Below are 24,717 nucleotides of genomic sequence, written 5' to 3'. Positions count from 1 at the left end.
CACCCGCTACGGTCTAGGGCATGCGGCTGACGACTATCCGCGTGCACCCGATGAAGTCCGGCGGCGCGGTGGAACTGGACCGGGTGGTGGTGCACCGGTGGGGGTTGGCGGGTGACCGGCGCTGGGCGGTCATGTCTCCCGAGGGCGTTCAGATCAGCGGCCGTCATTTTCCGCCGGTGCTCGGCGTGCGCCCGCGGCCGCTGCCCGACGGCGGTCTGCTGCTGACCGCGGCCGGCCACCCCGACCTGGCCGTGTCCCCACCGGATCCGGCCGGCGCGCCCCGGGTCGACGCGGGACGCCTCGGCACGATCCTGGTGGCGGGTGAGCCGGCCGCGCGGTGGCTCACGGCGGTGCTGGGCCGCCCCGCCCGGCTGGCCTGGCAACCGGACCCGACCGAGCGGCCGATACCGGCCGGGCACGGCGGCCGGCCCGGCGACGTGACCAGCCTGGCCGACGACGCGCCGCTGCTGCTGGTCAGCCAGTCCTCGATGGACCTGCTGAACGAGTGGGTGGCGGCCGAGGCGGTGGAGCGCGGCGAGGAGCCGGCCGCGCCGCTGGTCATCGGGCGGTTCCGGCCGAACGTGGTGATCGGCGGCGGGGAGCCGTTCGCCGAGGACGGCTGGAAGCGGCTGCGCATCGGCGGGGTGGAGTTCCACCTGACCGAGGCGTGCGACCGCTGCGTGCTGACCGTCATCGACCCGGAGACCCTCGTCCTGGGCAAGGAACCGATCCGCACGCTGAGCCGGCACCGCAAGTGGGACGGCAAGACCTGGTTCGGCGTGCGGATCGCGCCGTCCACCCTCGACGCCGGCGCCACCGCCGAGATCGCCGTCGGTGACGAGGTGGAGATCCTCGGCTGACTACGTGAGCAGGTCCATCGCGTGGTGGGCGTCGACGGCGATGTCCTCGCGGCGCAGCCAGCGGCGGATCCACAGCCGGGCCGCCTCCCGCGCGGTGTCCGCGGCGGCGGCGTCCTGCCGGGCGTGCGTGGCCTGCTCGACGAGCAGGGCGGCGGTCAGCGCGGCGGCCAGGCGCATCGCCAGGTCCCGGGCGCCGGCCCGGGCCGGCACGCCCGCCGGGTCCGCCGCGACCTCGCCGAGCGCGTCGCGCAGCGCACCGGCCGTCCGGGCCAGATCGTCGGCCAGGGCCGGCGCGACCGCCCGGGCGGCGTCCGCGGCGGCGGCCACCCGCCGCAGCACCGGGCGTGCGGCGTCCTCCCGGACGACCGCGCGCAGCACGTCCAGGGCCAGCACGTTCGTGGTGCCCTCCCAGATCGGCAGCACCTGCGCGTCGCGCAGCAGGCGCGGCACCCCGGTGTCCTCCACGTAGCCGGCGCCGCCGAAGCACTCGACGTACTCGGTGGCGACGGCGACGGCGAGCCTGCCGGTGAACAGCTTCGCCAGCGGGGCCACCGCGCGCAGTTCCGCCGCCGCCTCCGGGTCGGCGCCGACCTCCACCCGCCCGAGCAGGGCGAACGCGTGCCCGGCGAGCACGAACGCGCCGGCCGTGTCCACCCCGAGGGTGCCGAGCGTGGCGCGGTGCAGCGGGGAGGCGGCCAGCGGTCCGCCGGCCACGCCCCGGGCCGTGGCGTACGCCTTGGCGTAGGCCAGGCCGCGGCGCATCCCGGCGGCCGCCGCGGCGGCGTTGTGCAGCCGGGTCACCACGACCAGCGTCATCGCCCGCACCAGGCCGGCGCCGGCCGGGTCGCCCAGCGGCACCGCGTTTGCGTCCCGCAGGCCGATCTCGGCGGTGGGCACCGCCCGGGTGCCCAGCTTCTCCTTGAGCCGGTGGATCCGCACGCCGGGCGCGGGCAGCACGCCGTCGGCCGCGTACCGGGGCACCAGGAAGGGGGCCAGTACCCGGCTGCCCGGGCCGGCGCCCTCGGGGCGGGCCAGCGTCACCGCCATCGCCGCGTCGGCCGCCGAGCAGAACCACTTCTCGCCGGTCAGCCGCCAGCCCCCCGCCCCGGCGGGGGTGGCGGTGGTGGACGAGGTCGACAGGTCCGAACCACCCTGCGATTCGGTCATCCACTGCCCGCTGGTGATGGCCCGCTCGGGGTCCGTGCTGAGCAGGCGGGGCAGCCAGGCGTCGCGTACCGACGCGTCCACCTCGGGGAGGCTGAGCAGCGCCGCCGCGCCGTCACTCATCGCGACCGGGCAGGTGAACGTGGCCGATTCCGGACCGTAGAGGTGCAGCAGGGCGTGCTGCACGACCCGGGCGCCGGCGCCCCAGGTGTCGCGCGCCCGGGGCAGGTACGGCAGCGCCACCACCGCGTGCCGGGCCGCGGCCGCGCCCAGTTCCCGCCAGCCCGCCGGCGTCTCGATCCGGTCGACCCGGGCGCCCCACGCGTCGTACCGGACCAGCCGGGGCGGGTTCGCCTCGGCCTGGTGGTGCGCCGCCCGCAGCGGGCCGGTCACCTCGGCCGCGAGCGGGCGCAGCCGCTGCTCGGCCCGGTCCAGCCCCGCCGTGCCGAGCTGCCGGGCCAGCCACGGACGCAGCAGCGGGTCGGACCCGTACGGTTCGGCGGGCGGGGGGACGACCTGCACGTACCGGTCCGTCGCGCCGTCGAACGCCTGCGGGGTCGCCATGCCGGAAATCTACTCGCCGGTAGGCCCCAGGCCCAGGGCGGCGCGGACCAGCTCCAGCGCCCGCCGCGGCTCGACGCCCAGGGTGCGGACCTGCTCGGCGTACCGGGCGGCCAGGTGCTGGGCCCGGACCGGCACCCCGGCGGCGCGGGCGGTGACGACCGTGCCGTTGCGGCCCCGCGTCTCCACCAGGCCGGCCTGCTCCAGCTCCCGGTACGCGCGGGCGACCGTGTTCACGGCCAGGCCCAGGTCGCCGGCGAGCTGACGCACCGGGGGCAGCCGGGTGCCGGCGGGCAGGCCGCCGTCCGCCGCCAGGGCCGCGATCTGCGCCCGGACCTGCTCGTACGGCGGGGCCGGCAGGTCGGCGTCGACCTCGATGAACATGAACCGTGAGCCTACTGGCCGGCCGGCCCGATCTCACCGGTGCGGTGGTGGCGCCGACACAGCACCTGGTACCGCACGTCGCCGTCGTCGGCCCCCGGTAGCGCGGTGTCGCCGATGACCACCTGGGCGCCCTCGCGGGCCACCGCGCCGTTGACGATCCGGGCGTTGAGCTGCCCCTGCCGCCCGCACCAGCACAGCACCTCGACCTGGATCCGGCACACCTCGTCGGCCAGCTCGAACAGCCGCCGCGCGGCCGGGAACAGGCTCGAGCGGAAGTCCGTGGCCAGGCCGAACGCGTACACGTCCACGTCGTAGCCGTCCACCAGGTCGACCAGCTGCTCGATCTGGGGCAGCGTGTAGAAGCACGCCTCGTCGCAGATCAGGTAGTCCACCCCGACGCCGGTGCGCCACCGGTCTCGGACCAGTTCCCGCACGTCCAGGTCGTCGGTCACCTCGATGGCGTCGTGCGCCAGCCCGATCCGGGTCGTGACCCGGGGACCCATCGACCGGTCGTTGCGGGTCAGGACCAGCCCGCGGCGGCCCTGCCGGGCGTGGTTGTGGTCCATCTGCAGGGCGAGGGTGGACTTGCCGCAGTCCATCGGCCCCCAGAAGAACTTCAGCTTCGCGCCGTGGCGCAGGCGGCCGTCGCCGGCCGCCACGCACGCCGTGGCCAGTGCGGATGAGTCGTCGGTCACGGTCGGGCAGCGTACGTGACCGGCGCCGGGGATCGGCGCGCGCCGGGCGAGATTAAGACGTGCGGGACAAGCCGCGCCGACCTTGTGAGGCGGATGAGGCGCTGCGCGCTCCGACCAGCCGGCATCATGGGGCCGTGGACAACGACACGAACACCCGCGGCCGGGTACGGGTGGAGACCGGAGCCAAGCGCGTGCGCGCCTTCCTCGGCGGCGACCTGGTCGCCGACACCCGGCACCCGCTGCTGGTGTGGGAGAACCCGTACTACCCGGCCTACTACGTCCCGGCCGGTGACGTGCGCGCCGGGCTGGTACCGACCGGCGAGACGAAGCACTCCACCAGCCGCGGCGAGGGTCAGGTGCTCGACGTGCGGACCGGGCGCGGCACCGCGCCGGGTGGGGCGTTGCGCTACCCCGACTGCCCGATCGAGGCGCTGCGCGACGCGGTGCGGCTGGACTGGGCGGCGATGGACGAGTGGCTGGAGGAGGACGAGCCGGTCTACACCCATCCACGCAACCCCTACGCCCGGGTGGACATCCTCGCCAGCAGCCGGCACGTGCGGGTGGAACTGGACGGGCAGCCGATCGCCGAGACGCACTGCCCGCACATCCTGTTCGAGACCTACCTGCCGCCCCGGTACTACCTGCCGCTGGCGCACGTGCGCACCGAACTGCTGCGCCCGTCCGCGACCCGCACCCACTGCCCGTACAAGGGTGAGGCGGGGTACTTCTCGGTGGAGGTGAACGGGGTCCTGCACGAGGACGTCGTCTGGATCTACCGCACGCCGCTGCCGGAGAGCCAGAAGATCGCCGGCCTGGTCAGCTTCTACCCCGACCGCGTGGCCATCCACGTGGACGGGCAGCGCCTGTCCTGACCGGCCGCCGGCACCGTACGGGTCGCGCCGTCACAGCAGCCGCGGCGGGGTGTTGCCGGCCCGCTGGATGCCGCGGCGCATCGGCACGGCCAGCAGGGCGACGAACCCGACGACGAAGAACACCAGCAGCGACACGATGGCCGCCCGGTAGCTGCCGGTGGCGCCGTAGGCGATGCCGAACAGCAGCGGCCCCAGCCAACTCGTGCCCTTGTCGGAGATCTCGTACAGGCCGAAGTACTCGCCCTCCCGGCCGGGCGGGATGAGCTGGCTGAACAGGGAGCGGCTCAGCGCCTGGGTGCCGCCGAGCACCACACCGATGCCGCCGCCGAGCAGGATGAACGGGATGGTCTGCCGGGCCGGCAGCAGGTACGCGGCGCCGATCAGCCCGATCCAGGCCACCAGGCTGATCAGCACGGTCTTCCACGCGCCGATGCGCTTGGCCAGCCAGCCCATGCCCATCGCGCCGAAGAAGGCCAGGAACTGGACCATGAGGATCGTCGGGACCAGCACATCGTCCGGCAGCAGCAGCTCCTTGGTGCCGTAGACGCTGGCCAGGGCGATCACGGTCTGCACGCCGTCGTTGTAGATCAGGTACGCGATCAGGAAGAACAGCGTGATCGGGTACGCGCGCAGCCCGCGCAGGGTGTGCCAGAGCTGCTTGAAGCCGTCGGTGAACACGGACCCGCGGGCGGCGCCGGCGGCCGGGGGCCGGTTGCGCAGCCGGCGCAGCGGGATCGTGGTGAACCCGGCCCACCACACGCCCGCCGACACGATGCTCCACCGGGCCACCTCGGCGGTGTCCATGCCGAGGGCGCCCTTGAACAGCACCGCGACCACGTTCAGGGCGAGCAGCAGGCCACCGCCGAGGTAGCCGATCGCCCAGCCGATGCTGGACACCGAGTCCCGCTCGTCCGGGCCGGCGATCTGCGGCAGGAACGAGTAGTACACCACCACGCTGGCGCCGAACGCGATGTTGGCCAGCAGGAACAGGCCGGCGCCCAGCAGGTACCGGTCGCCGGTGAGGAACACCAGCCCGATGGTGGCGCCGGCGCCGGCGTAGGCGAACCCGGCCATGAGTTCCTTCTTGCGGGCCGACCGGTCGGCGATCGCGCCGACGACCGGCAGCACGAACACGGTCAGGAACACCGACAGCGACACGGTGTACGGGAACAGCGAGCCGGGCGCGACGGCCAGGCCGAACAGGTGCACGGCGCGGCCGGCGCAGCTGATGTCGCCGCCGCAGCCGGCCGCGTTCTCCGCGATCGAGGTCAGGTACGGGCCGAGGAAGACCGTGACGACCGTGGTGTAGAAGGCCGAGTTGGCCCAGTCGTAGAAGTACCAGCCGACCCGTTCCCGCCGGGTGCTCAGCTCGGCGGCGGGCGGCGCCTCGGTGGTGGTCATCGGATCTCCTCGGTCAGGTCCCGGATCAGGTCGTGCCGGGCCACAGGCCGCGGGCGGCGTACACGTCGCGCAGCACGTCGACGCGATCGGTCATGATGCCATCCACGCCGAGCTCCAGTAACCCCGTCATCGCGTCGGGATCGTCGATCGTCCAGACATGCACCTGCAACCCGAGCCGGTGGGCGTGGGCGACGAACCGGCGGTCCACCACCCGGACCCGCCCATACCGGACCGGTACCTGCGCGGCCACGACGGTCGGGGGCAGCCGCACCGGCCGCCCGGCCCGGGACGCGAGCCACAGCCGGGCGACGCCCCCGACGCCCAGCGACGTGGCCACCGACGGTCCGGCGATGGCGCGCAGCCGGGCCAGCCGGGCCTCGCTGAACGAGGCGAGCAGCACCCGCCCCTCGGCGCGGGCGCCGTGGATCGTCTCCACGGTCGGCACGGCGGCGTTGTCGGCCTTGACGTCCACGTTGAACCGCACGTCGGGCCAGCCGGCGAGGATCTCGTCCAGCCGGGGGATCGCGGCGGCCCCACCGACCCGCAGCGAGGCGAGGTCCGCCCAGCGTCGGTCGGCGATCCGGCCCGGCTGGCCGGTCAGCCGCCGCAGCGTCGGGTCGTGGAAGACCACGGGGACCCCGTCGGCGGTCGCGTGCACGTCGGTCTCCACGTGCCGGTAGCCGAGGCCGACCGCGCGGGCGAACGCCTCGGCGGTGTTCTCGTCGCCGGCCGCGGCCCCGCCGCGGTGCGCGAACGCGAGCGGGAGGGGTGCGTCCAGGTATGCGAATCGGTGCGCCACACCGCGCAGTATGCCGAGCCAAGGTGACAGTAGGGTGCACACCGTGCGGGCCCCACGGCGGCGCCTTGGCAAGGCCGACGGGCTAGCCCCGCCAGAAGCGGGCGAGTGCGCTGGTGGCCGGGTCCGGGGAGCCGGCGAGGGCGGTCCACGGGTCGGTGCCGGGCGGGACCTCCTCGGCGGCGTAGTCGAGCAGGTCGGCCACGCCCGGTGCGCCGGCCCCGGCGGTCGGCTCGAACGGTTCCGGTCCGCCGAGCGCGGCCGGGTCGATCCATGGTGGACCATCGATGGGTTCGGGGACGGTCACGGCCAGGGCGGGCGGGAACGCGTCCGCCGACCAGCCACCGTCGCCGGGCTCCGGCGCCAGGTCCGGGTCGGCGCCGACGGTCTCCCCGGCGAGGCCGGGGTCCTGGGCGGGGTCGTGGTCGGGGAGCGACCCGGGCGGGTCGAGGTGGTCCGCGCCGAGGTCGATGTCCGGCTCGTCCGCGCCGCGGCCGTAGGCGTCGTGGCCGCCGTCCGCGAAGCCACCATGCTCGAAGTCGCCGTGCTCGAAGTCGCCGTCGTCGAACGGGTGCACCTCGGCGCCGGGGTCGGGCTCCACGTGCTCCGCGCCGAGGTGCTCGAACCGCTCGCCGCCGGGGTCCGGCCCGTGGGCGTGCGGCCCGTCGAAGTCGTGGTCGAAGTGGTCGGTCATGGGCCCGTCCCTCCGGTGTCGGCGGCCGGGGTCAGCGCCCGGGCCCGCGCCAGCACCTCGTCCACCTGGCTGATCCTGGACCGCAGCGCGTCCCGCTCGGCCTGCAGGGCGGCGCGGCGCCGGGCCCGCGCGGCGCGGTCCTCGGCCAGGGCCCGGTCGATCTGGGCGAGGTGCGCGTCGAGTTGGGCGAGCCGGCGTTCGATCGCGTCGTCCAGGGCGAGCGTGAGCGCGTACTGCAGGTCGGTGAAGCGGTGGGCGACCTCGTCGGTGAGCGCCGCCCGCGCCTCGGCCAGCACCTCCCGCAGCCAGGTCCGGGCCTGCTGGCGGTCGCTGGCGGCGCGCCGCCGGTACAGGATGAACCCGCCGGCGGCCAGGCCGAGGCCGAGGCCGGCGACCGGGATGAGCAGGCCGCCGCCGATCAGCGCGGACGCGCCCAGCGCGGAGGCGCCCAGCATCGCCCCGCGCCCGGCCATCAGCGCCACGCCGCCCGCGGACATGGCGATCAGCACGTTGTCCGCGCCGCCGCCCTCGCGTCGGGGCCTGGTGGCCAGCGTGTGGCGGAGGGTGGCGTTGAGCCGGCCGAGCACGACGCCCAGTTCCTGGCGGGTGAACACCTGCGCCAGGACCCGCTCGCCGACCCGCTGGAACCGGTGCTCGAGGTCCTGGGACAGCCGCAGCGACAGCGCGTGCAGGGCCCGGTCGACCCGCTCCGGCAGGGTTGTGAGCTCGTCGCCGCGGGCGGCGTCGACGCGCGCCAGCAACTCCTCCTGCAGCCCGCTGACGTAGGTGCGCAGCCGGCTGGTCGCCTCCACGCGCGCCCGCTGGGTCTCGGTGTTCAGCGTCAACGACCATTGGCGGGACTCGGTGCGCTTGCGGGCCGCGACGGCGGCGCGTTCGCGGCGCGCCCGGTCGGCCTCGGCCGGATCGGGGTCGGTGGCCCGGACCCGGTCGCCGGCGGCCGCGTCCAGCCGCACCAGTTCGCTGCGCACCGCGCGCAGCACGTTGGCCTGCTGGAGCAGGTGCCCGCGCCCGGCCAGGTCGATCAGCGCGTGCTGGAGGTCCGCGACACGCGACTGCGCCACCAGCTCCGCCGCCGCGCCGCCGGGCAGGGTCATGGCCAGTTCGGCCAGCCGCGCCGAGACCGGGTACCAGGGTGCCCGCGCGAACCGGGGCGCGTGTCCGGCGAGTTGGGCGCGGTTGTCGTCGAGGATGGTCCGCCAGCCGGGGTAGGCGTCCACCTTGGTCAGGGCGAACACCACGGCGTCGACCCGCTTGCTGGCCTCGATGAGGAAGTCCAGCTCGGGGCGGCCGAACGGGGCGGACGCGTCCGCGACGAACAGCAGGGCGGTGGCCCGCTCGACCGCGTCCAGGGCGACCTCGGTGTGCGCGGGCTCCAGGCCGCCGGCGCCGGGGGTGTCCACCAGCGTCAGGTACTCCAGCAGCGGCGCCGGGTGGGTGACCTCGATCCGCCGGGGCGGACGCATCCCGTCCGGCAGCGGCCCGCCGGTGGTGCCCCACGCCCGCAGGTCGGCGTGGCTGAGCGGGACCGGCTGCGGGTGGCCAGGCACGAACGCCCGGGCGTCCGGGGTGGTTGCGTGCCGGAACTCCAGGTACGCGGCGGTCGTGACGGCGGCGTCCACGGGGGACAGCCCGGGGACCCCGATCAGGGCGTTGACCAGGCTGCTCTTGCCGCGCTTGGTCTCGCCGACCACGACGATGCCGGGGCGGGTCAGCTCCCGGCGGCGCAGCGTCGCCACCTCGGCGCCGGCCTGCGGATCCAGCTTGCGCAGGTACGCCAGCGCGCTGTCGGCGGCGGCGGGGAGCTGGCGGGCCAGCGGGGCGGTCATCGGGCACGCAGCCGCTGGGAGAGCAGGTGGAAGCCGCGATGCGCGACGAGCGCCACCCGGGACTGCGCCGGGCTCGCGCCGGCCAAGGCGTACACCCGCCACCGGGTGGCGGCCTCCAACGCCGCCTTGAGCAGCTGCTCGGGGGTGGCGCCGGGCAGGTCGAGGATCCACGCCGGGTCCGCGGACAGGGCCAGCCGGGTCAGCTCCCGCTCCATCGGCGCGGGCAGCTCGACCGCGCCGGTACCGACCCGCTGCGCCGCCTCCAGCAGCCGCAGCCGGTGGTACTCCGGCTGCCGCACCACCCGCTCGATCGCGTCGCGCAGCAGCTCCCGGTCGGCGGGGGGCCCGGCGTGCCCGGCCAGCCGCTCCAGCGCGGACAGCGCCCCACCGGCCTTGATCGCGTCGGTGCGCCAGCGGAACGCCGTGTCCAGGGTGTGCCGCAGCCGCGGGAAGCCGGACGCCTGGTACAGCAGGCGGACCAGGTCGCCGGTGGCCAGCCCCGGCCGGGCGGCGAACTGGGCCAGGGCGAACCCGACCCCGTACAGGTCGAGCAGCTCCAGCAGGCGGCGCCGCTGCTGCCGCGGTACCGGGGCGGGCCGGTCGGCGAACAGGTCCACGGAGGCCAGCAGGACGGTGCGTTCGGCGGCGGGCAGCCCGGCCAGGGTGCGCAACGCCTCGCAGTCGGCGGCGGTGAGCCGGCCCGCCTCGGTGGTCTCGGCGAGCAGCCCCACGACCGGCACCACGTCGGACACCACCCGGCGCAGCGCGCCGGTCTGCTCGGCGGCCAGCGGGGCGGCGACCGGCCACGGGTCGGCGGCGCCGGGTACCAGCTTGTCGGCCTTGTTCAGCAGGCCCAGCGAGTTGATCGGGGTGCTGGCCAGCCGGGCCGACGCCGACCGGAACGCCGCCAGCGCGGCCGCGTCGTCGGCCCGCACCGCCTGGGTGAACACGTACAGGATCGCTTCGGCCCCGCAGATCGCCCCGGCGGAGTCCGCGTCGAGGTCCTCGTCCAGGATGTACCGGCGGGCGGCGCCGCTGACGGCCGCGCTGGTGGAGGCCAGGCCGGGGGTGTCCACCACGGTCAGGTCCCGCAGCCGGTCGCTGGTCAGCGTGACGTCCACGAACGCGACCTGCGCCAGCGGGGTGCCGAGCCGCTGCGGGATCATGCCGGACTCGTCCAGCGGCAGGCTGGCGCGGGTGCCGTCCCGGCGCACCACGTCCACCCGGTCCGCCGTCCCGTACCGGAACTGGGTCACCACGCGGGTGCACTCGCCCACCTCGGTCGGCGCCACCCGCCGCCCGATCAGCGCGTTGACCAGCGTGGACTTGCCCGCCTTCAGCCGCCCCGCGAGCGCCACCCGCAGCGGCTCGGCCAGCCGCCGGCGCACCGCGCGCACCTGCTCCGCGGCGGCGGGTCCCAGCCGCGGGCCAACCTCGTCGCAGAGCGCGGCGATACGGGCACTGAGCACAGCGGGGTACGGCGGGGCCGGGGTGGCCGCTTGGTGGGGGACCGGGGTCATCGTTGTCGGCTCACCGACTCGTCAGGGGCGGCCCGGTTCGGCGACAATGACGATCCCGATCGTGCTCGCTCATCCGTGTTCCGTCCCCTTCCGGCGCGGTCGGGGCCGGTCCGCCCCACCGGCCAACGCTGCCGGTCACCGGTCGGCGGTGGCGCTGCCGGCCCGCACACGCTACGACTATCGTGCCGGCGCTGGATCCCATCTTCGTGCCAGGGCCGCCGCTCCCGCCAGGGCGGGCACGGTCCTGCGGCCGCCGGCGACCGGGGAGGTAGACGTTGCGCCAAGCACCCGGCCCGCCACCCGCCGCCGTCACCGCCGGGGGTGTGGGTGGCCTGGCCGAGGCGGCGTCGGCGCTGCTGGCGGCGCCCGGCCTGGTGGTCCTGACCGGCGGGCCCGGCTGCGGGCGTTCGGCCGCGCTGTCCGCGCTCGGCGACGCGTTCCGCGGCCCCGTCCACGCCGGCGGCGGGCTGGCGATGCTGCGTACGGTGCCCGCGTTCGCCCTTACCCGGGCGGTCCGTGTCCGGTTGCCGGTGCACGACCCGGCCCTGCTCGCCGAGGCGGTGCGCTCCCGCGTCCGGTCCGGCCTGCTGCTGCTGGACGACCTCCAGTGGGCCGACCCGCTCACGCTGGCCGCGCTGCCGGCCATCGCCGCGCACTGCCGCGTCGCGGTCGCCCTGCGCACCCCGTACCGCCTGCCCGGTGACCTGGTGGCCGCGCTGCGCCGCGCCGCGGCGGGCTGGCTGCCGGTACCCGCCCTGGAGCCGGCGGCCGCGGCCGACCTGGCCCGCCGGGTCGCCCCCGCGTTGGCGCCGGCCCGGGTCGCGGAGGTGGTCCGCCGCGCCGGCGGCGTCCCGCTCGCGGTGCGGGCCCTCGCCCGCCACGCCGCGTCCGGCGCCGACTCGCCGGCCGCCGGGCCCGATGAGGACCAGGTCGCCTACGCGGTGGCGGTGGCGCTCGCCGACCTGCCCCGCCCGGCCCGGACCGCGATGGCGGCACTGGGCCTGCTCGGCCGCCCGGCCCCGGCCGCCCTGCTCGGCGCCGGCACCGGCGAACTGCTCGCCGCCGGCCTTGTCACCCGCACCGTTCCGCCGAGCGGCGACGTACCGGGCGGCGATCGGGCCGGCGCGGCCCTCGATGCTCCGGGTGCTGCTTCGAGTTTCGGCAGTGCGGCAGCGGGCGGTGATGCTTCGGGCGGTACGTCCGGGGGTGGTGAGGTGGCGCCGGTGTCGCCCTATGTCGCGGAGGTGGCCGCCGGGCTGCTGGATTCGGCGCAGCGCGCCGCCCTGCACCGCCGCCTGGCCGGGCTGGTGCCGCCCCGGGAAGCCGTACGGCACCTGGCCGCGGCCGGCGACGGACCGGCCGCCTACGCCCTGGCCACCGCCGCCGCCCGGACCGCCACGAGCGGCGGCGAGCGGGCCGAGTTGTTGCTGTTCGCGTGCGACCTGGCGCAGCCGCCGGCGGGCGTGGTGGTGGAGCCGGCGGTGCGGATCGCCGCCGCCCGGGCCGCCCTGGCCGCCGGCCGCCCCCGCGCCGCCGCCCAGGTCGTCACGGCCACCCTGGGCGGGCAGGCGGCGGTGTTGCGTGGCGAGGCCCTGCTCCAGGCGGGCGACCCCGCCGCCGCGCGGGACGCCGTCGCCCCGGTACCGGACGACGCCGATCCCGCCGTGGTCGCCGCCCGCGACCGGGTCCGGCTCCTCACCGACCTGGGGACCACACCGGCCGGCGCGGCCGTGACGCTGCCCGCGGTCATCGCCCGGCACGGCGAGCCGCCCGCCCATCCCGGGCTGCGGGCGGCGGTGGCCGCGGTCCGCGCCGCGCGCCGCGAGCCCGGCTGGGAGTACGGGTTGGCCTCCGCCGCCGCGGCGGCCGCCACCGCGGGCGACGTGCTGGCCGCCCGGTGGAGCGGGTGGCTGCTCGTCGAGACGCTCGCCGCCGACGGCCGCCTCGCCGAGGCCGCGCACACCGCCGGCCAGGCCGCCGACGCCTGCGCCGCCGACCTCGCGTACGGCTGGCAGACGCGCTTCCTCGCGGCCCGGCTGTGGTGCACCGCGCTGCGCGGCGACCCGGAGCGTGGTACCGGCGTCCCCGATGATGTGTTGCGACGGGCGGGTGACCTTACCGACCGCACGCTGCCGCCCCTCGCCCGCGACTACGCGACGGCGGCCGCCGCGCTGCTGGAGGCGGACGGTGGCCTGCTCGCCCCGGCCCGCGCCCGGCTGGCCGCCGCGGCGCCCGACCCGCCCGGCGCGGGCGTCCTGCTGGACTGGGTCCGGCGGGAGGCGGCGTGGCTCGACGGCCGGCCCGACCAGGCGACGGCCGAGCCGGTCGCCGCCACCGGCAGCGGCCCGCCCCTGGTGGCCGGGCTGCGCGACATCACCGCCCACTGGGCCGCCCACGACGCCGCGGGCTCAGCGGGCGCCCACCCCGGCGCCGCCGGCCCGGCCGCCGAGGACGGCCCCGGTTCGGTGGTTCCGGCGGTGCGGGAGACGCTGGCCGCGTGGTCCAGCGGCGCCGCTGACGGCTTCACCCGGGCGGCGCGGCTGTGGCGCGGTATCGCGGTCCGGGAGGAGGTGCGGTGCCTGCTGGCCCACGGCCTGCACGCCGGCGACCGTGACCGGGCGGTCCCCGTGCTGCTGGCCGCGGAATCCCTCGCCGAGCGCTGCGGACTGGTCGTCCTGCTGGGCCGCGTCCGCCGCGCCCTGCGCCGCCACGCCGTGCGCCGCGGCCCCAGCGGCACCGGCCCGTCCGGCACCGCAGGCGGGAGTGGCGAGCTGACCGGGCGGGAACGCCAGGTGCTCCGCCTCGTCGCCCGGGGCGAACCGACCCGCCGGATCGCCGGTCAGTTGGGCATCTCCGCCGAGACGGTGGAGACCCACATCCGGGCCGGCATGCGCAAACTGGGCGCACGCACCCGCACCGAAGCCGCCGCGCGGGCGCTGGAGGTACTCGCCGGATGATCTCGGACGCCCCCCGCTACGTGGTCCCCACCGCCGCCGACGCCACCGCGGTCCTGCGCCGGCTGGCCCGCGCCGGCTGGCGCACGCGCGAGGGCTTCGCCCTCACCGAGACCGCCTGGGACCTCACCACCGCCCACCTGGCCCTCTACGGCCGGGTGCCCGACCTGGAGACCGTCCAGTTGGTGGTGCTCGCCGCCGCCCGCGGCGCGGGCGTGGTCGCGATCACGGACGCCGCCACCGACCTCGGCCGCGCCCTGGTCGGCGACCTGACCCGCCTCGGCCCCGTCCACCGCGCCCCCGACACCGGCCGCGCCGAGCCCGACGTCCTCGGCCGCCTCATCCCGGAGCAGCGGGCCCTGCTGGACCGCCTCGCCAGCGGCGAGACGATCGCGGCCGCGGCCGCGGCCGAGTTCCTCTCCCTGCGCACCGCGAACCGGCGGATCGCCCAGGCCCGGGAACTGTTCGGGGTGGGCACCACCCGCGAGGCCGTCCTGGCCTACCTGCGCCAGCGGCGCCCCCGCCCCCCGCTCTAGCTCCCACGCCCCCCAACCCCGCCGGTCTTCCAGTTGTGGTGCCCGGCGGATGTAATACCAGGCTCGACGGAAGGTGTGTTCAGCGGGCGATGCGGCGGTGGGTGCGGGTCGCGTTCGCCGGTCGGGTGGGGTCGACGTGCCGCGGGCGGTCCGGCTCGTCGGGGCGAAGGGGGCGCAATGTGTCGGTGATCGCGTCGATAATCCGGTCGGTCGCGCGGCGCGCGGCGCCCCGTTCCGGGTGGACCCCGGAAGATGCCACGCCGCCGATCCGTGGCCCGGTGCCGGAGGCGGGAAGGCCGGAGAGGTCCACGACGGCGCCGAAGTGCACCCGTACCACCGGGCGGCGGACCATCGCACGCAGCAAGGCCCGCACGATGCCCCTGGGTGCTGCGTACGGGACCAGGGTGTGCGCGCCCCACTGCGCGACCGCCGCGACGGGGGCACCGCTGGCCAGGGCCAGCCGGGCGGCCCCGGTCTTGCCGCGTTCGGGCCACATGCCGGGGTCCAGGCCGATGCGCCCCTCCGGGTAGACCAGCACGACGCCGCCGGCGGCGATGGCGTGCGCGGCGTGGGTGAGCGCGTCGGCGACCGTCGCCTCCTCGCGGTCGACCCGGATGTGGCCGCTGGCCCGCATGACCGCGCCGACGACGGGGGCGCGGAACAGCCCGCCGGTGGCCATGATGCGCGGTGCGACACCGCGGACCCGGCACGCGGCGGTGAGGATCACCGGGTCGATCGGGCTGATGTGGTTGGCGGCCAGGATCAGCGGGCCGTGGCGCAGCGCGGTGGGCACGTCGCCGGTCACCCGCAGCCGGCAGATCAGCGCGACCAGCGCGCGGGCCAGCACGAGCAGCACCCGCCACACCAGCGGGGGACGCCAGGGCGCCGCACCGGTCGTGTCCACGGCGAACGATCATGCCACCCGGCCGGCCCCGACGTTGCCGAGGACACACCCGACCCCTCTACTACCTCGGGTAGTATTTACTACACCTGGTAGTAGGGAGGGGTGGCGCGTGGACGCTCTCGATGTGGCACGGTGGCAGTTCGGGGTCACCACCGTGTACCACTTCCTGTTCGTGCCGCTCACCATCGGGCTGTCCGTCCTGGTCGCGACCATGCAGACGGTCTGGATCCGCACCGGCGACGAACGCTGGCTGCGGCTGACCCGCTTCTACGGCAAACTGTTCCTGATCAACTTCGCCATGGGTGTGGTCACCGGCATCGTGCAGGAGTTCCAGTTCGGCATGAACTGGAGCGACTACTCCCGCTTCGTCGGCGACGTGTTCGGCGCCCCACTGGCCCTCGAGGCGCTGCTCGCGTTCTTCCTCGAGTCCACGTTCCTCGGGCTGTGGATCTTCGGCTGGGACCGGCTGCCACGCCGGGTACACCTGGCCACCATCTGGGCCGCCGCGATCGGGTCGGTGCTGTCCGCGTACTTCATCCTGGCCGCGAACTCGTGGATGCAGAACCCGGTCGGGTACCGGCTCAACCCCGCCACCGGACGCGCCGAATTGACGGATTTCGGTGCGGTACTCAGTAATCCGGTCGCCATGGTGACGTTCCCGCACACGATCGCCGGCTGCTTCCTGGTCGCCGGGGGACTGCTCACCGGCGTCGCTCTGTGGCACCTGATGCGCGGTAGGCCGCAGGACGCCGACACCCACCGCCGGGCGCTGCGCCTCGGCGCCTGGGTCACCCTGGTCGCCGCCGCCGCGGTCGTGATCTCCGGCGACATCCAAGGCAAGATCATGACCCAGGTGCAGCCGATGAAGATGGCCGCCGCCGAGGCGCTGTACCGGACCGAGTCACCCGCGTCACTGTCCGTGTTCACGATCGGCACCCTGGACGGCAGCCGCGAGGTGTACGCGCTGAAGATCCCGTACGTGCTGTCGTTCCTCGGCACCGGCGACCCGCGGGGCACCGTGCACGGCATCGAGGACCTGCAGGCGCAGTACGCCGCCACCTACGGGCCCGGCAGCTACACCCCGATCATCCCGGTCACCTACTGGACGTTCCGGCTGATGATCGGGCTCGGCGTGCTGACCGCCGCGATCGCGCTGCTGGCACTGTGGACGCAGCGACGCGGCCGGATCCCCACGTCCCGATGGCTGCGCCGCGCCGCCCTGGTACTGCCGGTCCTGCCGCTGCTGGCGAACTCCTCCGGCTGGATCTTCACCGAGATGGGGCGCCAGCCGTGGCTGGTCTTCGGCGAGATGCTCACCCGCGACGGGGTGTCCGTCAGCGTCTCCCTGGCCGAGGTACTGACCTCCTTCGCCGCGTTCACCGCGATCTACGGCGCCCTGGCCGTCATCGAGGTGCGCCTGCTGCTGCGGTACGCCCGCGCCGGCCTGCCCCCGGCCGACCCGCCCGCATCCGACCACGACGCCGGCGCCGGACCGGACCGCGAACGCGCCCTCGCGTTCGCCTACTGAAGGGACCGCCGCCGTGGACCTGCCCACCGCCTGGTACCTGCTGATCGCCGCCCTGTTCGTCGGCTACTTCGTGCTGGAGGGCTTCGACTTCGGCGTCGGTGCCCTGCTGCCCGTCCTCGGCCGCGACGACCGGGAACGCCGGGTGCTCATCAACACCATCGGACCGGTCTGGGACGGCAACGAGGTCTGGCTGATCACCGCCGGGGGAGCCCTGTTCGCCGCGTTCCCCGAGTGGTACGCCACCCTGTTCTCCGGCTTCTACGCCCCGCTGCTGCTGATCCTGCTGGCGCTGATCGCCCGCGGCGTCGCCTTCGAGTACCGCGGCAAGCGCACCGACCCGCGCTGGCGGGCCCGCTGGGACGCCGCGATCGTCGTCGGCTCCCTGGTGCCCGCGTTCGGCTGGGGACTGGTCTTCGCCACCCTGCTGCGCGGCGTACCGCTGAACGCCGACCACGACTTCGTCGGCACCACCCTGGACCTGTTCTCCCCGTACGCCCTGCTCGGCGGCGCCACCACCCTCGCGCTGTTCGTGGCGCACGGCGCCATGTTCCTGGCCCTGAAGACCACCCGCGACATCCGGGCACGCGCCGCCCGCATCGCGGTGCGCGCCGCCACCGCCGCGCTCGCCCTCGCCGCCCCCTTCCTCGCCTGGACCCTCGCCCAGTCGTCCACCCTGCCGGGCGCCCCGCCGGCGGACGCGACCACGCGGGACGGCCTAGCCCCGGCGGCGGTGGCGCTGGCCATCGTCGCGGCCGGGGCCCTGGCCGCCGCCCTCGCCGCCGCGCGCGCCCGCCGGGAGGGCTGGGCGTTCACCGGCACCGCCACCGCGATCGCCGCCACCGTGGCCACGCTGTTCGCCGCCCGGCACCCCGTCCTCCTACCGTCCACCCTGGACCCCGCCGGCACGCTGACCGTCGCCAACGCCTCCGCCACCGCCTACACCCTGCGCATCATGACCTGGGCGGCCGCCCTGTGCGCCCCCGTCGTGGTCGCCTACCAGGCGTGGTCGTACTGGGTGTTCCGCCGCCGGGTCGACATACGCCACATACCCGAGTAGAGCCCGCAGCGGCGGGCGCAGGCTGAAATCCATGCCGCGGCCAGCTCCATCCGCCGCCGGCACCACGCCGGGCGTGGCCAGACATAACCCCCCGTGTCCGGCCCGCCCGGCGTGGCCCAGCCGACGCCCTAACCCGCGTCGCGCAACTCGGCCAGCCGGGCCTCGATCTCGGCTAACTCGGCGCGCAGCCGCTCCGCCTGCTGCTCGGCCTCCGCCCGCTCCGCGGCGAGAATCTGCTCCACCGCCTCGTGCACACCCGGCACATCCACCAGACTGACCATGCGCATCGCCTCCGCGGGCCGCACCACGTACGGCTTGGCCAGCACCTTGTTGCCCTGCTGCGCCGCGACCGTCCACTCGCCCTCGGCGTACGCGAGGGTGACGGTGAGCGCCGGCGGCGCCTTCGGCTTCGCCGCCCGGGCACCCTTACGCGCCGCGGGCTTCCCCTCCTGGGCGGGGGGAGCGGGGGAGCTCTCCGCCCTAGGCTGCGGCACCGACGCCGAAGACTCGGGGCCACCCGGCTCGGGCCGCGGCGACTCCGGCTTCGGCGGCTCGGTCAGGCGCAACTCAGGCCCGGAGACCTCGGGCTGCGCGTCGGGCGCGGCCCCGTTGCGGGCACGGGACCCCGCACGGCCCGCGCCGCGCGGCGCGACGATCAGGTCGGCGGGGGAGAAGGGCAGCTCATCGCGGCCGAACCGGACCACCACCCACTCGTCCGACGCCGCCGGATCGGTCAGCTCCACCACCTGGCCGACCTGACCGGCGATCTGCCCGGCCGCCTCGGTGAACTGCACCTTCGGCCGGCGCCCGGCGGACAGCTGCTCCCGGATGCGGGACAGATCCTCGGTGGACAGCCCGCGAACCGCGGCGCGCGCGACCATCAACCCACCTCCCTCTCGTACACCTGTTTGGCTGACCCGTGTCTACCAGCAACCACCGACAACCTCGCATCGACCCGCCGGCAACGGGATCTGATTGTGCCGCGAGGGATCCGGGCCCTTGCCATCGGCACGGGTGACAACGCACCCGGACCGTGGAGGTGCGCGTCACGGCGCTCTGCTCTGCTTCCGTGGCGGAAACACCTGCGGTGTGCATGGCGGCAGCCCAGGTGGGCACGCCGACGAGCGCCGCGGGTATGGCGCTTCCTAACACCCGCGGTGCGGCAGCCGGCAATGCCGGGGCCGGGTCCGCCAGGCTGATGCTGGGCGCAACGCCTCGCACACACGACGCTCCCAATCCGATAACCCGCGTAGTAACCCGCGGGGGACAACCGGCGAAAGCCCAGTGATACCAACGGGATCGGGGCCTGGTCTCGGCGGGCCCCGCACGCTCGAAGTTGACATAATGCACATTATCGAACAAGCGCCAGAGGGTGCGGTTCCATGTGCCACCGAACGTGCAAGACCACCTTCGCCAACGAACTCGCAGCCACCCTGCGCGAACGAAACCGGCCGGTCATCCGGATCTCGCTCGACGACTTCCACAACGTCCGCGCCGTGCGCTACCGGCAGGGCCGCGCGTCGCCGGAGGGCTTCTGGCGCGACTCCTACAACTACGCGCGGTTTCGCGCCGACGTCCTCGACCCGCTCGGACCGAACGGGACCAGGCACTACCGGGCGGCCGCCCACGACCTTGCCACGGACGAGATCCGCACCCCCGAACCGCGGCACGCCCCACCCCGGGCGGTACCCATCGTCGACGGGCTGTTCCTGCACCGCGACGAGCTGACAGCCGCCTGGGACCTGTCTGTCTTCCTCGATGTCCCGTTCACCATCACGGCCCAACGCATGGCCGTGCGCGACGGCACCGAACCCGATGCCGACCATCCCGCCATGCGGCGATACGTCCAGGCCCAGCGGATCTACTTCGCGGCGTGCGCCCCGCAGGACAGGGCCGGCGTCCTTGTCGACAACACCGACTTCCAGCGCCCCCGAATCCTGCGAACTGGATGAGGCGCCCGGCCACGCGACGCAGCCGCCGTCTTACCCGGCGGGAAATGATGTGGCGGGACTCCTGCCCGTTCCCCAGGATGAGCCTCGTGATCGAGGGACCCTGGGTAGTCGATGAACTGGCGTTCGCGGGCGCGGAGCACCTGGACGCCGCGTACGTGGCCGGCTACGACCGCAAGTCCGGCTACGAGAAGGTGGACGACGCGACGGATCCGACCGGTGACCTGCCGGACCTGCGGGCGCACGGGCTGAACCCGGTCGCCACGCTGGTGGACCTGGGCGCCGGCACCGGTCGGCTGGCGCTCGCCGCCGCGCCACACGCCGGACGGGTCGTCGCGGTGGACGTCTCCCCCGCGATGATCGACGCGATACGGGCGCGGGCGGCCGCGGCGGGTCTGACCAATGTGGACGCCACGCGGGCGGGCTTCCTCACCTACGAGCACCCGGGGCCGCCGGCGGACGTGGTCTACACCCGCAACGCCCTGCACCAGCTACCCGACTTCTTCAAGGCCCTGGCCCTGCACCGCATCGCCGGGATGCTGCGCCCGGGCGGGACGCTGCTGGTCCGCGACCTGGTGTACGACTTCGGGCCGGGTGAGGCACCGGCGGTGTTCGCGGACTGGTTCGCCGGCGCGGCGAGCGACCCCCGCGAGGGATACACCGCCGAGGACTACGCCACGCACATCCGCACCGAGTTCAGCACCTACCGGTGGCTGTTCGAGCCGATGCTCGACGCGGCCGGATTCGACATTGTGGACGCCTCATACCACGGCCGCCTCTACGGGCGGTACGTGTGCCGGCGGCGGGGCTAATGTGGCACGGGTGAAGTTCGCCCTGTCGGTGCCGCCGACCGCCGCCCCCACCGACCTCGTGGACCTGGCCGTCGCGGCCGACCGGGCCGGGTGGGACGGGTTCTTCGTCTGGGACCACATCCACCTCGAGGACGGCCTGCCCCTGCACGACCCGTGGGTGCTGCTGGGCGCCATCGCCACCGCGACACGGCAGGTCCGGCTCGGCGCGCTGGTGACCCCGCTGGCCCGGCGGCGGCCCTGGAAGGTGGCCAAGGAGATCGTCACCGCGGACCACCTCAGCGGCGGGCGACTGATCGTCGGCGTGGGGCTCGGGTGGCCGGCCTCGGAGTTCACCGCGTTCGGGGAGCCGGGCGGCGACCGGGAGCGCGGCGACACCCTCGACGAGGCACTGGAGGTGCTGGAGGGGCTGCTGCACGGCGGCCCGGTGGAGCATGAGGGCCAGCGGTTCCGGGTGCGGACGCGGATCTCCCCCGGCCCGGTGCAGGCGCCCCGGCCACCGATCTGGGTGGCGGCGACCTGGCCGCACCGGCGACCACTCGATCGGGCCGCCCGCTACGACGGCGTGTACGCGCTGGGCCGCGACACCGCGGGTGGGCTGACGCTCGAGCAGATCGCCACCGTGCGGGCGCGGATCGGGCCGGACGCGGACCTGGTCGTCCCGTTGGAGCCGCCGCTCACCCCGCGCGAGTACGCCGAAGCGGGCGCCACCTGGCTGATCAGCGGCCCGGACGCGGCCGACCTGTCCACCCCGGGCGCGCTCGACCGGTTCCGCGAAGTCGTCACCGCCGGCCCGCCACGCTAACCGGCGAGCTGGGCCCGCCACCGGTCGGCGGTCAGCCGGTAGCACACGTGCGGGCGCAGCGGACCCACCGGTACGCGGGGATGGTCGAAGTCGTCGCCCGGGTCGCGGATCATGCCAAGGCGACGCATGACCCGCTGCGAGCGCTCATTACGCACCGCGGTAACCGAGACGACCTCCGGCAGCCCCACTCGTCGAAAGCGACCCGCAGCGCCTCCCGGGCCGCCTCGGCGGCGTAGCCGTGGCCCCACGCACGGCGGGCCAGCCGCCAACCGACCTCCACGGCGTCGCCCCCGGGGTAGCCACGCACCGGCAGCTTCACCGGTTGGAGCCCGGTGAAGCCGATGAACTCGCCGGCGCCGGCGACCTCAAGCGCCCACAGACCGAAGCCATGGCGGGCGAAGCCGGCGGCGATACGGTCGGCGAACGCGTCGCTCTGCTCCCGGGTCATCACCGCCGGGAAGCACTCCATCACCTCGGGGTCGGCGTTCAACGCCGCGAACGCGCCCCGGTCGCTGTCCCGCCACTGCCGCATGATCAGCCGTTCGGTGCGCACCCGACCGACCCTAACCCGCCAGGGTCACCACGAGCGGCCGGTGATCGCTGATCGGCGCCTCGGGCACATCGACCGAAACGACCGGTGGCAGCGGCGCGCCGCGCGGGTCGAGCAACACGTGGTCCAGTTGCACCCGCGGGTTGGGCGCCGGGTAGGTGGGCACCCGGGCCAGCAGCCGCCACCGGGTGATCAACGCGACGGCGCGGGTGGGCAGGTTCAGGTCACCGAGCAGGACCCGCGGCGGCGGCAACGTACGCAGGAACCCGACCGCCTGCCGCAACTGCCGCACATTCCAGCCGGGCAGGAACGACAGGTGGGTGTTGCCGACCGTCAACGGGCCACCCGGCGTGTCCACCACGGCGGCGAGCACCACCCGCGGCTCATCGGCCAGGAACAACAGCCGCCCGCCGCGCGGACCCGCCATCACCACCGGCGAACGGACCGGCGCCGGGCGCAGCCGGAAGACGTGCCACGACCGCACCGGGAAACGGCTGACCAGGCCGATCCCGTACCGGGGCTCGCCGTGGCCGTCCTCCTCGGAGGTCACCGCCCGGATCCCCACCCCCGGGGTGCCGACCACCGCGGCGGCGAACCGGTGGTCCACGGCGCCGAGCGCCCCGGCGGCCAGCGCGGTGAGGTCCACGTTGCCGCTGCGGGTCTGGGTATGGTCCACCTCCTGGATGCCCAACACGTCCGCGTCCAGGGCGGCAACCGCCCCGGCGAGCCGCTCCGGCTCGACCAGGCCGTCGGTCAACGACCGGCCGTGCAGCAGGTTGAAGGTCGCCAGACGCACCCCTGCACCCTACGATCAGCCGGTGCTCAAGGCCCTGTGCTGCTCGATAATCCTGTTCGTGGCGATCGGCTCGGTCGGCGTGTGGCTGCGCCTGCGACAGCGCCGCCGCTGAACCGAGACACGGCGGGGTGGGCGGCGCTGGCCGCCACCCCGCCGCTCGGCATCCCCAGCCCCGGTCAGACGGTCGCGGCGCGCCGCTCGTCAACGGCCAGCCCCACGACCGCGGCAAGCAGCACCACCGCACCGGCCACCACCGCCGGCGTGAGCCGCTCACCGAGCAGCAACACCGCGATCACCGCGGCCGTCAACGGCTCCAGCAGCGCGACCACCGACGCGGTCGTCGCCCGCACCGCGGCCAGACCGGCGAAGAACAGCCCGTACGCGAGCGCGGTCGGCACCGCCGCCAGGTAACCCAGCAGCACCAGGGACGACCACCCGGCGCCCCGGCCCGGCAGGAACCCCTCGGCGAAAGCCAGCGGCAGCAGGCACACCGCCCCGACCACGAACCCGCCCATCGCCACCGCGTACGGGTCGGACGGGCTCGCCCGGTCCAGGCGGCGGGTCAGCACCGTCGTTGCCGCGTACCCGGTCGCGGACAGCAACGCGTACCCGATACCGCGCAGCGTCGCCGCGTCCACCCGCACACCATCGCCGCCGCTGCCGCTAACGAGCAGCACCAGGCCCACCAGGGACCCGGCGACCGCCACCGAACCCGCCCGGCTCAGCCGCTCCGCCGCCACCACCCGCGCGCCCACCGCGATCAGCACCGGCCCCGCGCCGAGAGTCACCATCGTTGACAGCGCCAGCCCCGCATCGCGGACCGCCGCGAAATACGCGGTCTGGTAAACCGCCAACCCGGCGCCGGTCACCACCAGGCGCCGCACCGACGGGCTGCCGCCACCAGACGGACGCAGAACCGCCCGGGCGGCGGCAAGCAGCAACGCACCACCCACGAAACGCCAGAACGACACCGCGAGCGGACCCAGACCCGCCCCGGCATAGAGCACCGCCGCGACCGCACCGCCGGTACCCCACGCGGCCGCCGCCACGGCGACCGCCAGCAAACCCCGGGCCACCGGCCCGGGAACGATACGAACAGACACACACGTCTCCCACCTCGTCGCCACCGATCGGACCGGACACGGGCGACGAGCGACCGCCGGGCGGCGTGGCGCCGGCCGGCGGATCGCGCAAAAGCGCCGCCCTTAGCGGACGGGCGGGGGGAGAATCGCGTATGGCACGGCGGTACCGTACCCCGCGGGTACGAACCCGCCGCGGCCTGTGGCACGGTTGCCGCCATGGACCGCTACTCGCCGGGACAGGTCGCCGAAAAGACCGGATTCAGCCTGGACACGCTGCGCTACTACGAGCGGATCGGCCTGCTCGACGACATCGCCCGCACCGCCGGCGGAAAGCGGATCTTCACCGACGACGACCTGTCCTGGCTCGGCATCCTGCGCTGCCTACGGGACACCGGCATGCCGATCAACCGAATGCTCCGGTACGCCGAGTTGGCGCGGGCCGGCGACGCGACCCTGCGCGAGCGGATCGACCTGCTGGAGGAGCACGACCGGCAGGTCGAGGCGCAGATCGCACACCTGCGCGCACAACAGCAACACATCCGCGGCAAGGTGGCCTACTACCAGTCGCTGCTGGAACCGACCGGCTGACGCGGGAACCCGGATCCCCGGCGGGGAGGGAAACGGTCACCGCAACGCGCCGTTGAGGAACAGGTCCGCCAGTTCGGCCGGTTCGAGCCGGCCGTCCTCACCGGGCGGCCGGCCGCGGGAGAACAACACACTGAGGAACGTGCCGGCCAGCCGCTCCGGCGGCCAACGCAGCGACTCGCGCTCCGGCCCCGTGATTGTTCTCGTCCGGCTCGCCGTGCCGACAACGGGCCCGACACCGACCCGGCCGAGTGGCCCCTATCCCCCGCCGCCCGGTCCATCAGGCATCTCATCCCGGTCACTGACCAGCCCGGCTCGCCTCTGGACGTCCGCACCGTCCAGAGGCGAGCCGGGTGACGTCGGTGCTT

Annotated in this window: 24 protein-coding genes; 10 read left to right on the top strand and 14 right to left on the bottom strand. The window is 75.2% G+C overall.

The window, feature by feature from the left end:
* Positions 1-20: 20 nt before the first annotated feature.
* On the top strand, positions 21-860 hold the full coding sequence (locus KJS59_RS21355) for an MOSC domain-containing protein (protein WP_213454727.1): 840 nt from the start codon (positions 21-23) through the stop codon (positions 858-860).
* On the opposite strand, the gene KJS59_RS21350 is transcribed toward KJS59_RS21355, so the two are convergent.
* From KJS59_RS21350 to KJS59_RS21340, 3 genes are read right to left on the bottom strand one after another with little or no spacing between them, the layout of a single operon-like run.
* Positions 861-2,588 carry an acyl-CoA dehydrogenase family protein gene (locus tag KJS59_RS21350; protein ID WP_213454726.1) on the bottom strand — a complete coding sequence of 576 codons (1,728 nt, stop codon included), beginning with the start codon at positions 2,586-2,588 and terminating at the stop codon, positions 861-863. It abuts the gene before it with no gap.
* Between the two features lie 9 nt (positions 2,589-2,597).
* Positions 2,598-2,969, bottom strand: coding sequence for a GntR family transcriptional regulator (locus tag KJS59_RS21345; protein WP_213454725.1), 372 nt, complete (start codon positions 2,967-2,969; stop codon positions 2,598-2,600).
* Positions 2,970-2,980: 11 nt separating this feature from the next.
* Positions 2,981-3,664, bottom strand: coding sequence for a thymidine kinase (locus KJS59_RS21340; protein ID WP_376771228.1), 684 nt, complete (start codon positions 3,662-3,664; stop codon positions 2,981-2,983).
* A 134-nt stretch (positions 3,665-3,798) separates the two neighbouring features.
* Between KJS59_RS21340 and KJS59_RS21335 the strand changes: the two genes are divergently transcribed.
* Positions 3,799-4,536, top strand: a complete 738-nt coding sequence (locus tag KJS59_RS21335) for a DUF427 domain-containing protein (RefSeq protein ID WP_213454724.1) — start codon at positions 3,799-3,801, stop codon at positions 4,534-4,536.
* A 30-nt stretch (positions 4,537-4,566) separates the two neighbouring features.
* Here KJS59_RS21335 and KJS59_RS21330 read toward each other — a convergent pair whose 3' ends face one another.
* The 5 genes from KJS59_RS21330 to KJS59_RS21315 form a co-directional block, all read right to left on the bottom strand.
* Positions 4,567-5,937, bottom strand: a complete 1,371-nt coding sequence (locus tag KJS59_RS21330; protein ID WP_213454723.1) for an MFS transporter — start codon at positions 5,935-5,937, stop codon at positions 4,567-4,569.
* A gap of 25 nt (positions 5,938-5,962) precedes the next feature.
* On the bottom strand, positions 5,963-6,736 hold the full coding sequence (locus KJS59_RS21325; protein WP_249714630.1) for a glycerophosphodiester phosphodiesterase family protein: 774 nt from the start codon (positions 6,734-6,736) through the stop codon (positions 5,963-5,965).
* A gap of 82 nt (positions 6,737-6,818) precedes the next feature.
* Complete coding sequence (locus KJS59_RS31345) at positions 6,819-7,427, bottom strand: hypothetical protein (RefSeq protein WP_249714628.1); 609 nt, start codon at positions 7,425-7,427, stop codon at positions 6,819-6,821.
* Positions 7,424-9,274, bottom strand: coding sequence for a dynamin family protein (locus KJS59_RS21320; RefSeq protein ID WP_213454721.1), 1,851 nt, complete (start codon positions 9,272-9,274; stop codon positions 7,424-7,426). The genes KJS59_RS31345 and KJS59_RS21320 overlap by 4 nt, the downstream gene beginning before the upstream one ends.
* Positions 9,271-10,794, bottom strand: coding sequence for a dynamin family protein (locus tag KJS59_RS21315; protein WP_213454720.1), 1,524 nt, complete (start codon positions 10,792-10,794; stop codon positions 9,271-9,273). Before KJS59_RS21315 ends, KJS59_RS21320 begins: the two co-directional genes overlap by 4 nt.
* 275 nt (positions 10,795-11,069) lie before the next feature.
* Here KJS59_RS21315 and KJS59_RS21310 point away from each other — a divergent pair, with 275 nt between their 5' ends.
* Both KJS59_RS21310 and KJS59_RS21305 read left to right on the top strand, forming a co-directional pair.
* The gene (locus KJS59_RS21310; RefSeq protein WP_249714626.1) at positions 11,070-13,751 is read left to right on the top strand and encodes a helix-turn-helix transcriptional regulator; all 2,682 of its coding nucleotides are present in this window, start codon (positions 11,070-11,072) and stop codon (positions 13,749-13,751) included.
* On the top strand, positions 13,748-14,284 hold the full coding sequence (locus KJS59_RS21305; RefSeq protein ID WP_213454719.1) for a LuxR family transcriptional regulator: 537 nt from the start codon (positions 13,748-13,750) through the stop codon (positions 14,282-14,284). Before KJS59_RS21310 ends, KJS59_RS21305 begins: the two co-directional genes overlap by 4 nt.
* A gap of 79 nt (positions 14,285-14,363) precedes the next feature.
* On the opposite strand, the gene KJS59_RS21300 is transcribed toward KJS59_RS21305, so the two are convergent.
* A complete protein-coding gene (locus KJS59_RS21300) occupies positions 14,364-15,188 on the bottom strand; it encodes a lysophospholipid acyltransferase family protein (RefSeq protein ID WP_213454718.1) in 825 nt (274 codons plus the stop codon).
* Positions 15,189-15,297: 109 nt separating this feature from the next.
* On the opposite strand from KJS59_RS21300, the gene KJS59_RS21295 reads away from it, so the two are divergent.
* Both KJS59_RS21295 and cydB read left to right on the top strand, forming a co-directional pair.
* Positions 15,298-16,716, top strand: coding sequence for a cytochrome ubiquinol oxidase subunit I (locus tag KJS59_RS21295; RefSeq protein WP_213454717.1), 1,419 nt, complete (start codon positions 15,298-15,300; stop codon positions 16,714-16,716).
* Positions 16,717-16,729: 13 nt separating this feature from the next.
* Complete coding sequence (gene cydB / locus KJS59_RS21290) at positions 16,730-17,773, top strand: cytochrome d ubiquinol oxidase subunit II (protein WP_213454716.1); 1,044 nt, start codon at positions 16,730-16,732, stop codon at positions 17,771-17,773.
* A gap of 128 nt (positions 17,774-17,901) precedes the next feature.
* On the opposite strand, the gene KJS59_RS21285 is transcribed toward cydB, so the two are convergent.
* The gene (locus tag KJS59_RS21285) at positions 17,902-18,654 is read right to left on the bottom strand and encodes a hypothetical protein (protein WP_213454715.1); all 753 of its coding nucleotides are present in this window, start codon (positions 18,652-18,654) and stop codon (positions 17,902-17,904) included.
* Positions 18,655-19,155: 501 nt separating this feature from the next.
* On the opposite strand from KJS59_RS21285, the gene KJS59_RS21280 reads away from it, so the two are divergent.
* The 3 genes from KJS59_RS21280 (at position 19,156) to KJS59_RS21270 (ending at position 21,336) form a co-directional block, all read left to right on the top strand.
* Complete coding sequence (locus tag KJS59_RS21280; protein WP_213454714.1) at positions 19,156-19,725, top strand: nucleoside/nucleotide kinase family protein; 570 nt, start codon at positions 19,156-19,158, stop codon at positions 19,723-19,725.
* Positions 19,726-19,811: 86 nt separating this feature from the next.
* Positions 19,812-20,534, top strand: a complete 723-nt coding sequence (locus KJS59_RS21275; RefSeq protein WP_249714625.1) for a class I SAM-dependent methyltransferase — start codon at positions 19,812-19,814, stop codon at positions 20,532-20,534.
* A 10-nt stretch (positions 20,535-20,544) separates the two neighbouring features.
* Entirely contained in the window at positions 20,545-21,336 is a 792-nt protein-coding gene (locus tag KJS59_RS21270; protein ID WP_213454713.1) for an LLM class flavin-dependent oxidoreductase, read from the top strand.
* Here the strand turns inward: KJS59_RS21270 and KJS59_RS31835 are convergent.
* The 4 genes from KJS59_RS31835 to KJS59_RS21255 form a co-directional block, all read right to left on the bottom strand.
* Positions 21,333-21,464 carry a hypothetical protein gene (locus KJS59_RS31835; protein WP_283775834.1) on the bottom strand — a complete coding sequence of 44 codons (132 nt, stop codon included), beginning with the start codon at positions 21,462-21,464 and terminating at the stop codon, positions 21,333-21,335. The genes KJS59_RS21270 and KJS59_RS31835 overlap by 4 nt on opposite strands.
* Positions 21,446-21,889 carry a GNAT family N-acetyltransferase gene (locus tag KJS59_RS21265; RefSeq protein WP_249714623.1) on the bottom strand — a complete coding sequence of 148 codons (444 nt, stop codon included), beginning with the start codon at positions 21,887-21,889 and terminating at the stop codon, positions 21,446-21,448. Before KJS59_RS21265 ends, KJS59_RS31835 begins: the two co-directional genes overlap by 19 nt.
* A 10-nt stretch (positions 21,890-21,899) precedes the next feature.
* Positions 21,900-22,682: an endonuclease/exonuclease/phosphatase family protein gene (locus KJS59_RS21260; protein WP_213454712.1), complete on the bottom strand. Its 783-nt coding sequence runs from the start codon at positions 22,680-22,682 to the stop codon at positions 21,900-21,902.
* 176 nt (positions 22,683-22,858) lie between these two features.
* Positions 22,859-23,785 carry a DMT family transporter gene (locus KJS59_RS21255; protein ID WP_213454711.1) on the bottom strand — a complete coding sequence of 309 codons (927 nt, stop codon included), beginning with the start codon at positions 23,783-23,785 and terminating at the stop codon, positions 22,859-22,861.
* Between the two features lie 195 nt (positions 23,786-23,980).
* Between KJS59_RS21255 and KJS59_RS21250 the strand changes: the two genes are divergently transcribed.
* Positions 23,981-24,352 carry a MerR family transcriptional regulator gene (locus KJS59_RS21250; RefSeq protein WP_213454710.1) on the top strand — a complete coding sequence of 124 codons (372 nt, stop codon included), beginning with the start codon at positions 23,981-23,983 and terminating at the stop codon, positions 24,350-24,352.
* Positions 24,353-24,717 lie beyond the last annotated feature (365 nt).

The sequence above is a fragment of the Rhizomonospora bruguierae genome (assembly GCF_018397995.1).
Lineage (GTDB): Bacteria > Actinomycetota > Actinomycetes > Mycobacteriales > Micromonosporaceae > Rhizomonospora > Rhizomonospora bruguierae.
The sequence above is the reverse complement of the archived record's forward strand: the minus strand, read 5'-3'. Positions and strand labels throughout refer to the sequence as shown.

What these genes read in the sequence shown, in the direction of transcription:
- KJS59_RS21305 (WP_213454719.1), top strand. Translation starts at nt 13,748, where the DNA reads ATGATCTCGGACGCCCCCCGCTACGTGGTCCCCACCGCCGCCGACGCC.
- KJS59_RS21280 (WP_213454714.1), top strand. Translation starts at nt 19,156, where the DNA reads ATGTGCCACCGAACGTGCAAGACCACCTTCGCCAACGAACTCGCAGCC.
- KJS59_RS31345 (WP_249714628.1), bottom strand. Translation starts at nt 7,427, where the DNA reads ATGACCGACCACTTCGACCACGACTTCGACGGGCCGCACGCCCACGGG.
- KJS59_RS21250 (WP_213454710.1), top strand. Translation starts at nt 23,981, where the DNA reads ATGGACCGCTACTCGCCGGGACAGGTCGCCGAAAAGACCGGATTCAGC.
- KJS59_RS21330 (WP_213454723.1), bottom strand. Translation starts at nt 5,937, where the DNA reads ATGACCACCACCGAGGCGCCGCCCGCCGCCGAGCTGAGCACCCGGCGG.
- KJS59_RS21285 (WP_213454715.1), bottom strand. Translation starts at nt 18,654, where the DNA reads ATGGTCGCGCGCGCCGCGGTTCGCGGGCTGTCCACCGAGGATCTGTCC.
- KJS59_RS21320 (WP_213454721.1), bottom strand. Translation starts at nt 9,274, where the DNA reads ATGACCGCCCCGCTGGCCCGCCAGCTCCCCGCCGCCGCCGACAGCGCG.
- KJS59_RS21315 (WP_213454720.1), bottom strand. Translation starts at nt 10,794, where the DNA reads ATGACCCCGGTCCCCCACCAAGCGGCCACCCCGGCCCCGCCGTACCCC.
- KJS59_RS21350 (WP_213454726.1), bottom strand. Translation starts at nt 2,588, where the DNA reads ATGGCGACCCCGCAGGCGTTCGACGGCGCGACGGACCGGTACGTGCAG.
- KJS59_RS21345 (WP_213454725.1), bottom strand. Translation starts at nt 2,969, where the DNA reads ATGTTCATCGAGGTCGACGCCGACCTGCCGGCCCCGCCGTACGAGCAG.
- KJS59_RS31835 (WP_283775834.1), bottom strand. Translation starts at nt 21,464, where the DNA reads ATGCGTCGCCTTGGCATGATCCGCGACCCGGGCGACGACTTCGACCAT.
- KJS59_RS21355 (WP_213454727.1), top strand. Translation starts at nt 21, where the DNA reads ATGCGGCTGACGACTATCCGCGTGCACCCGATGAAGTCCGGCGGCGCG.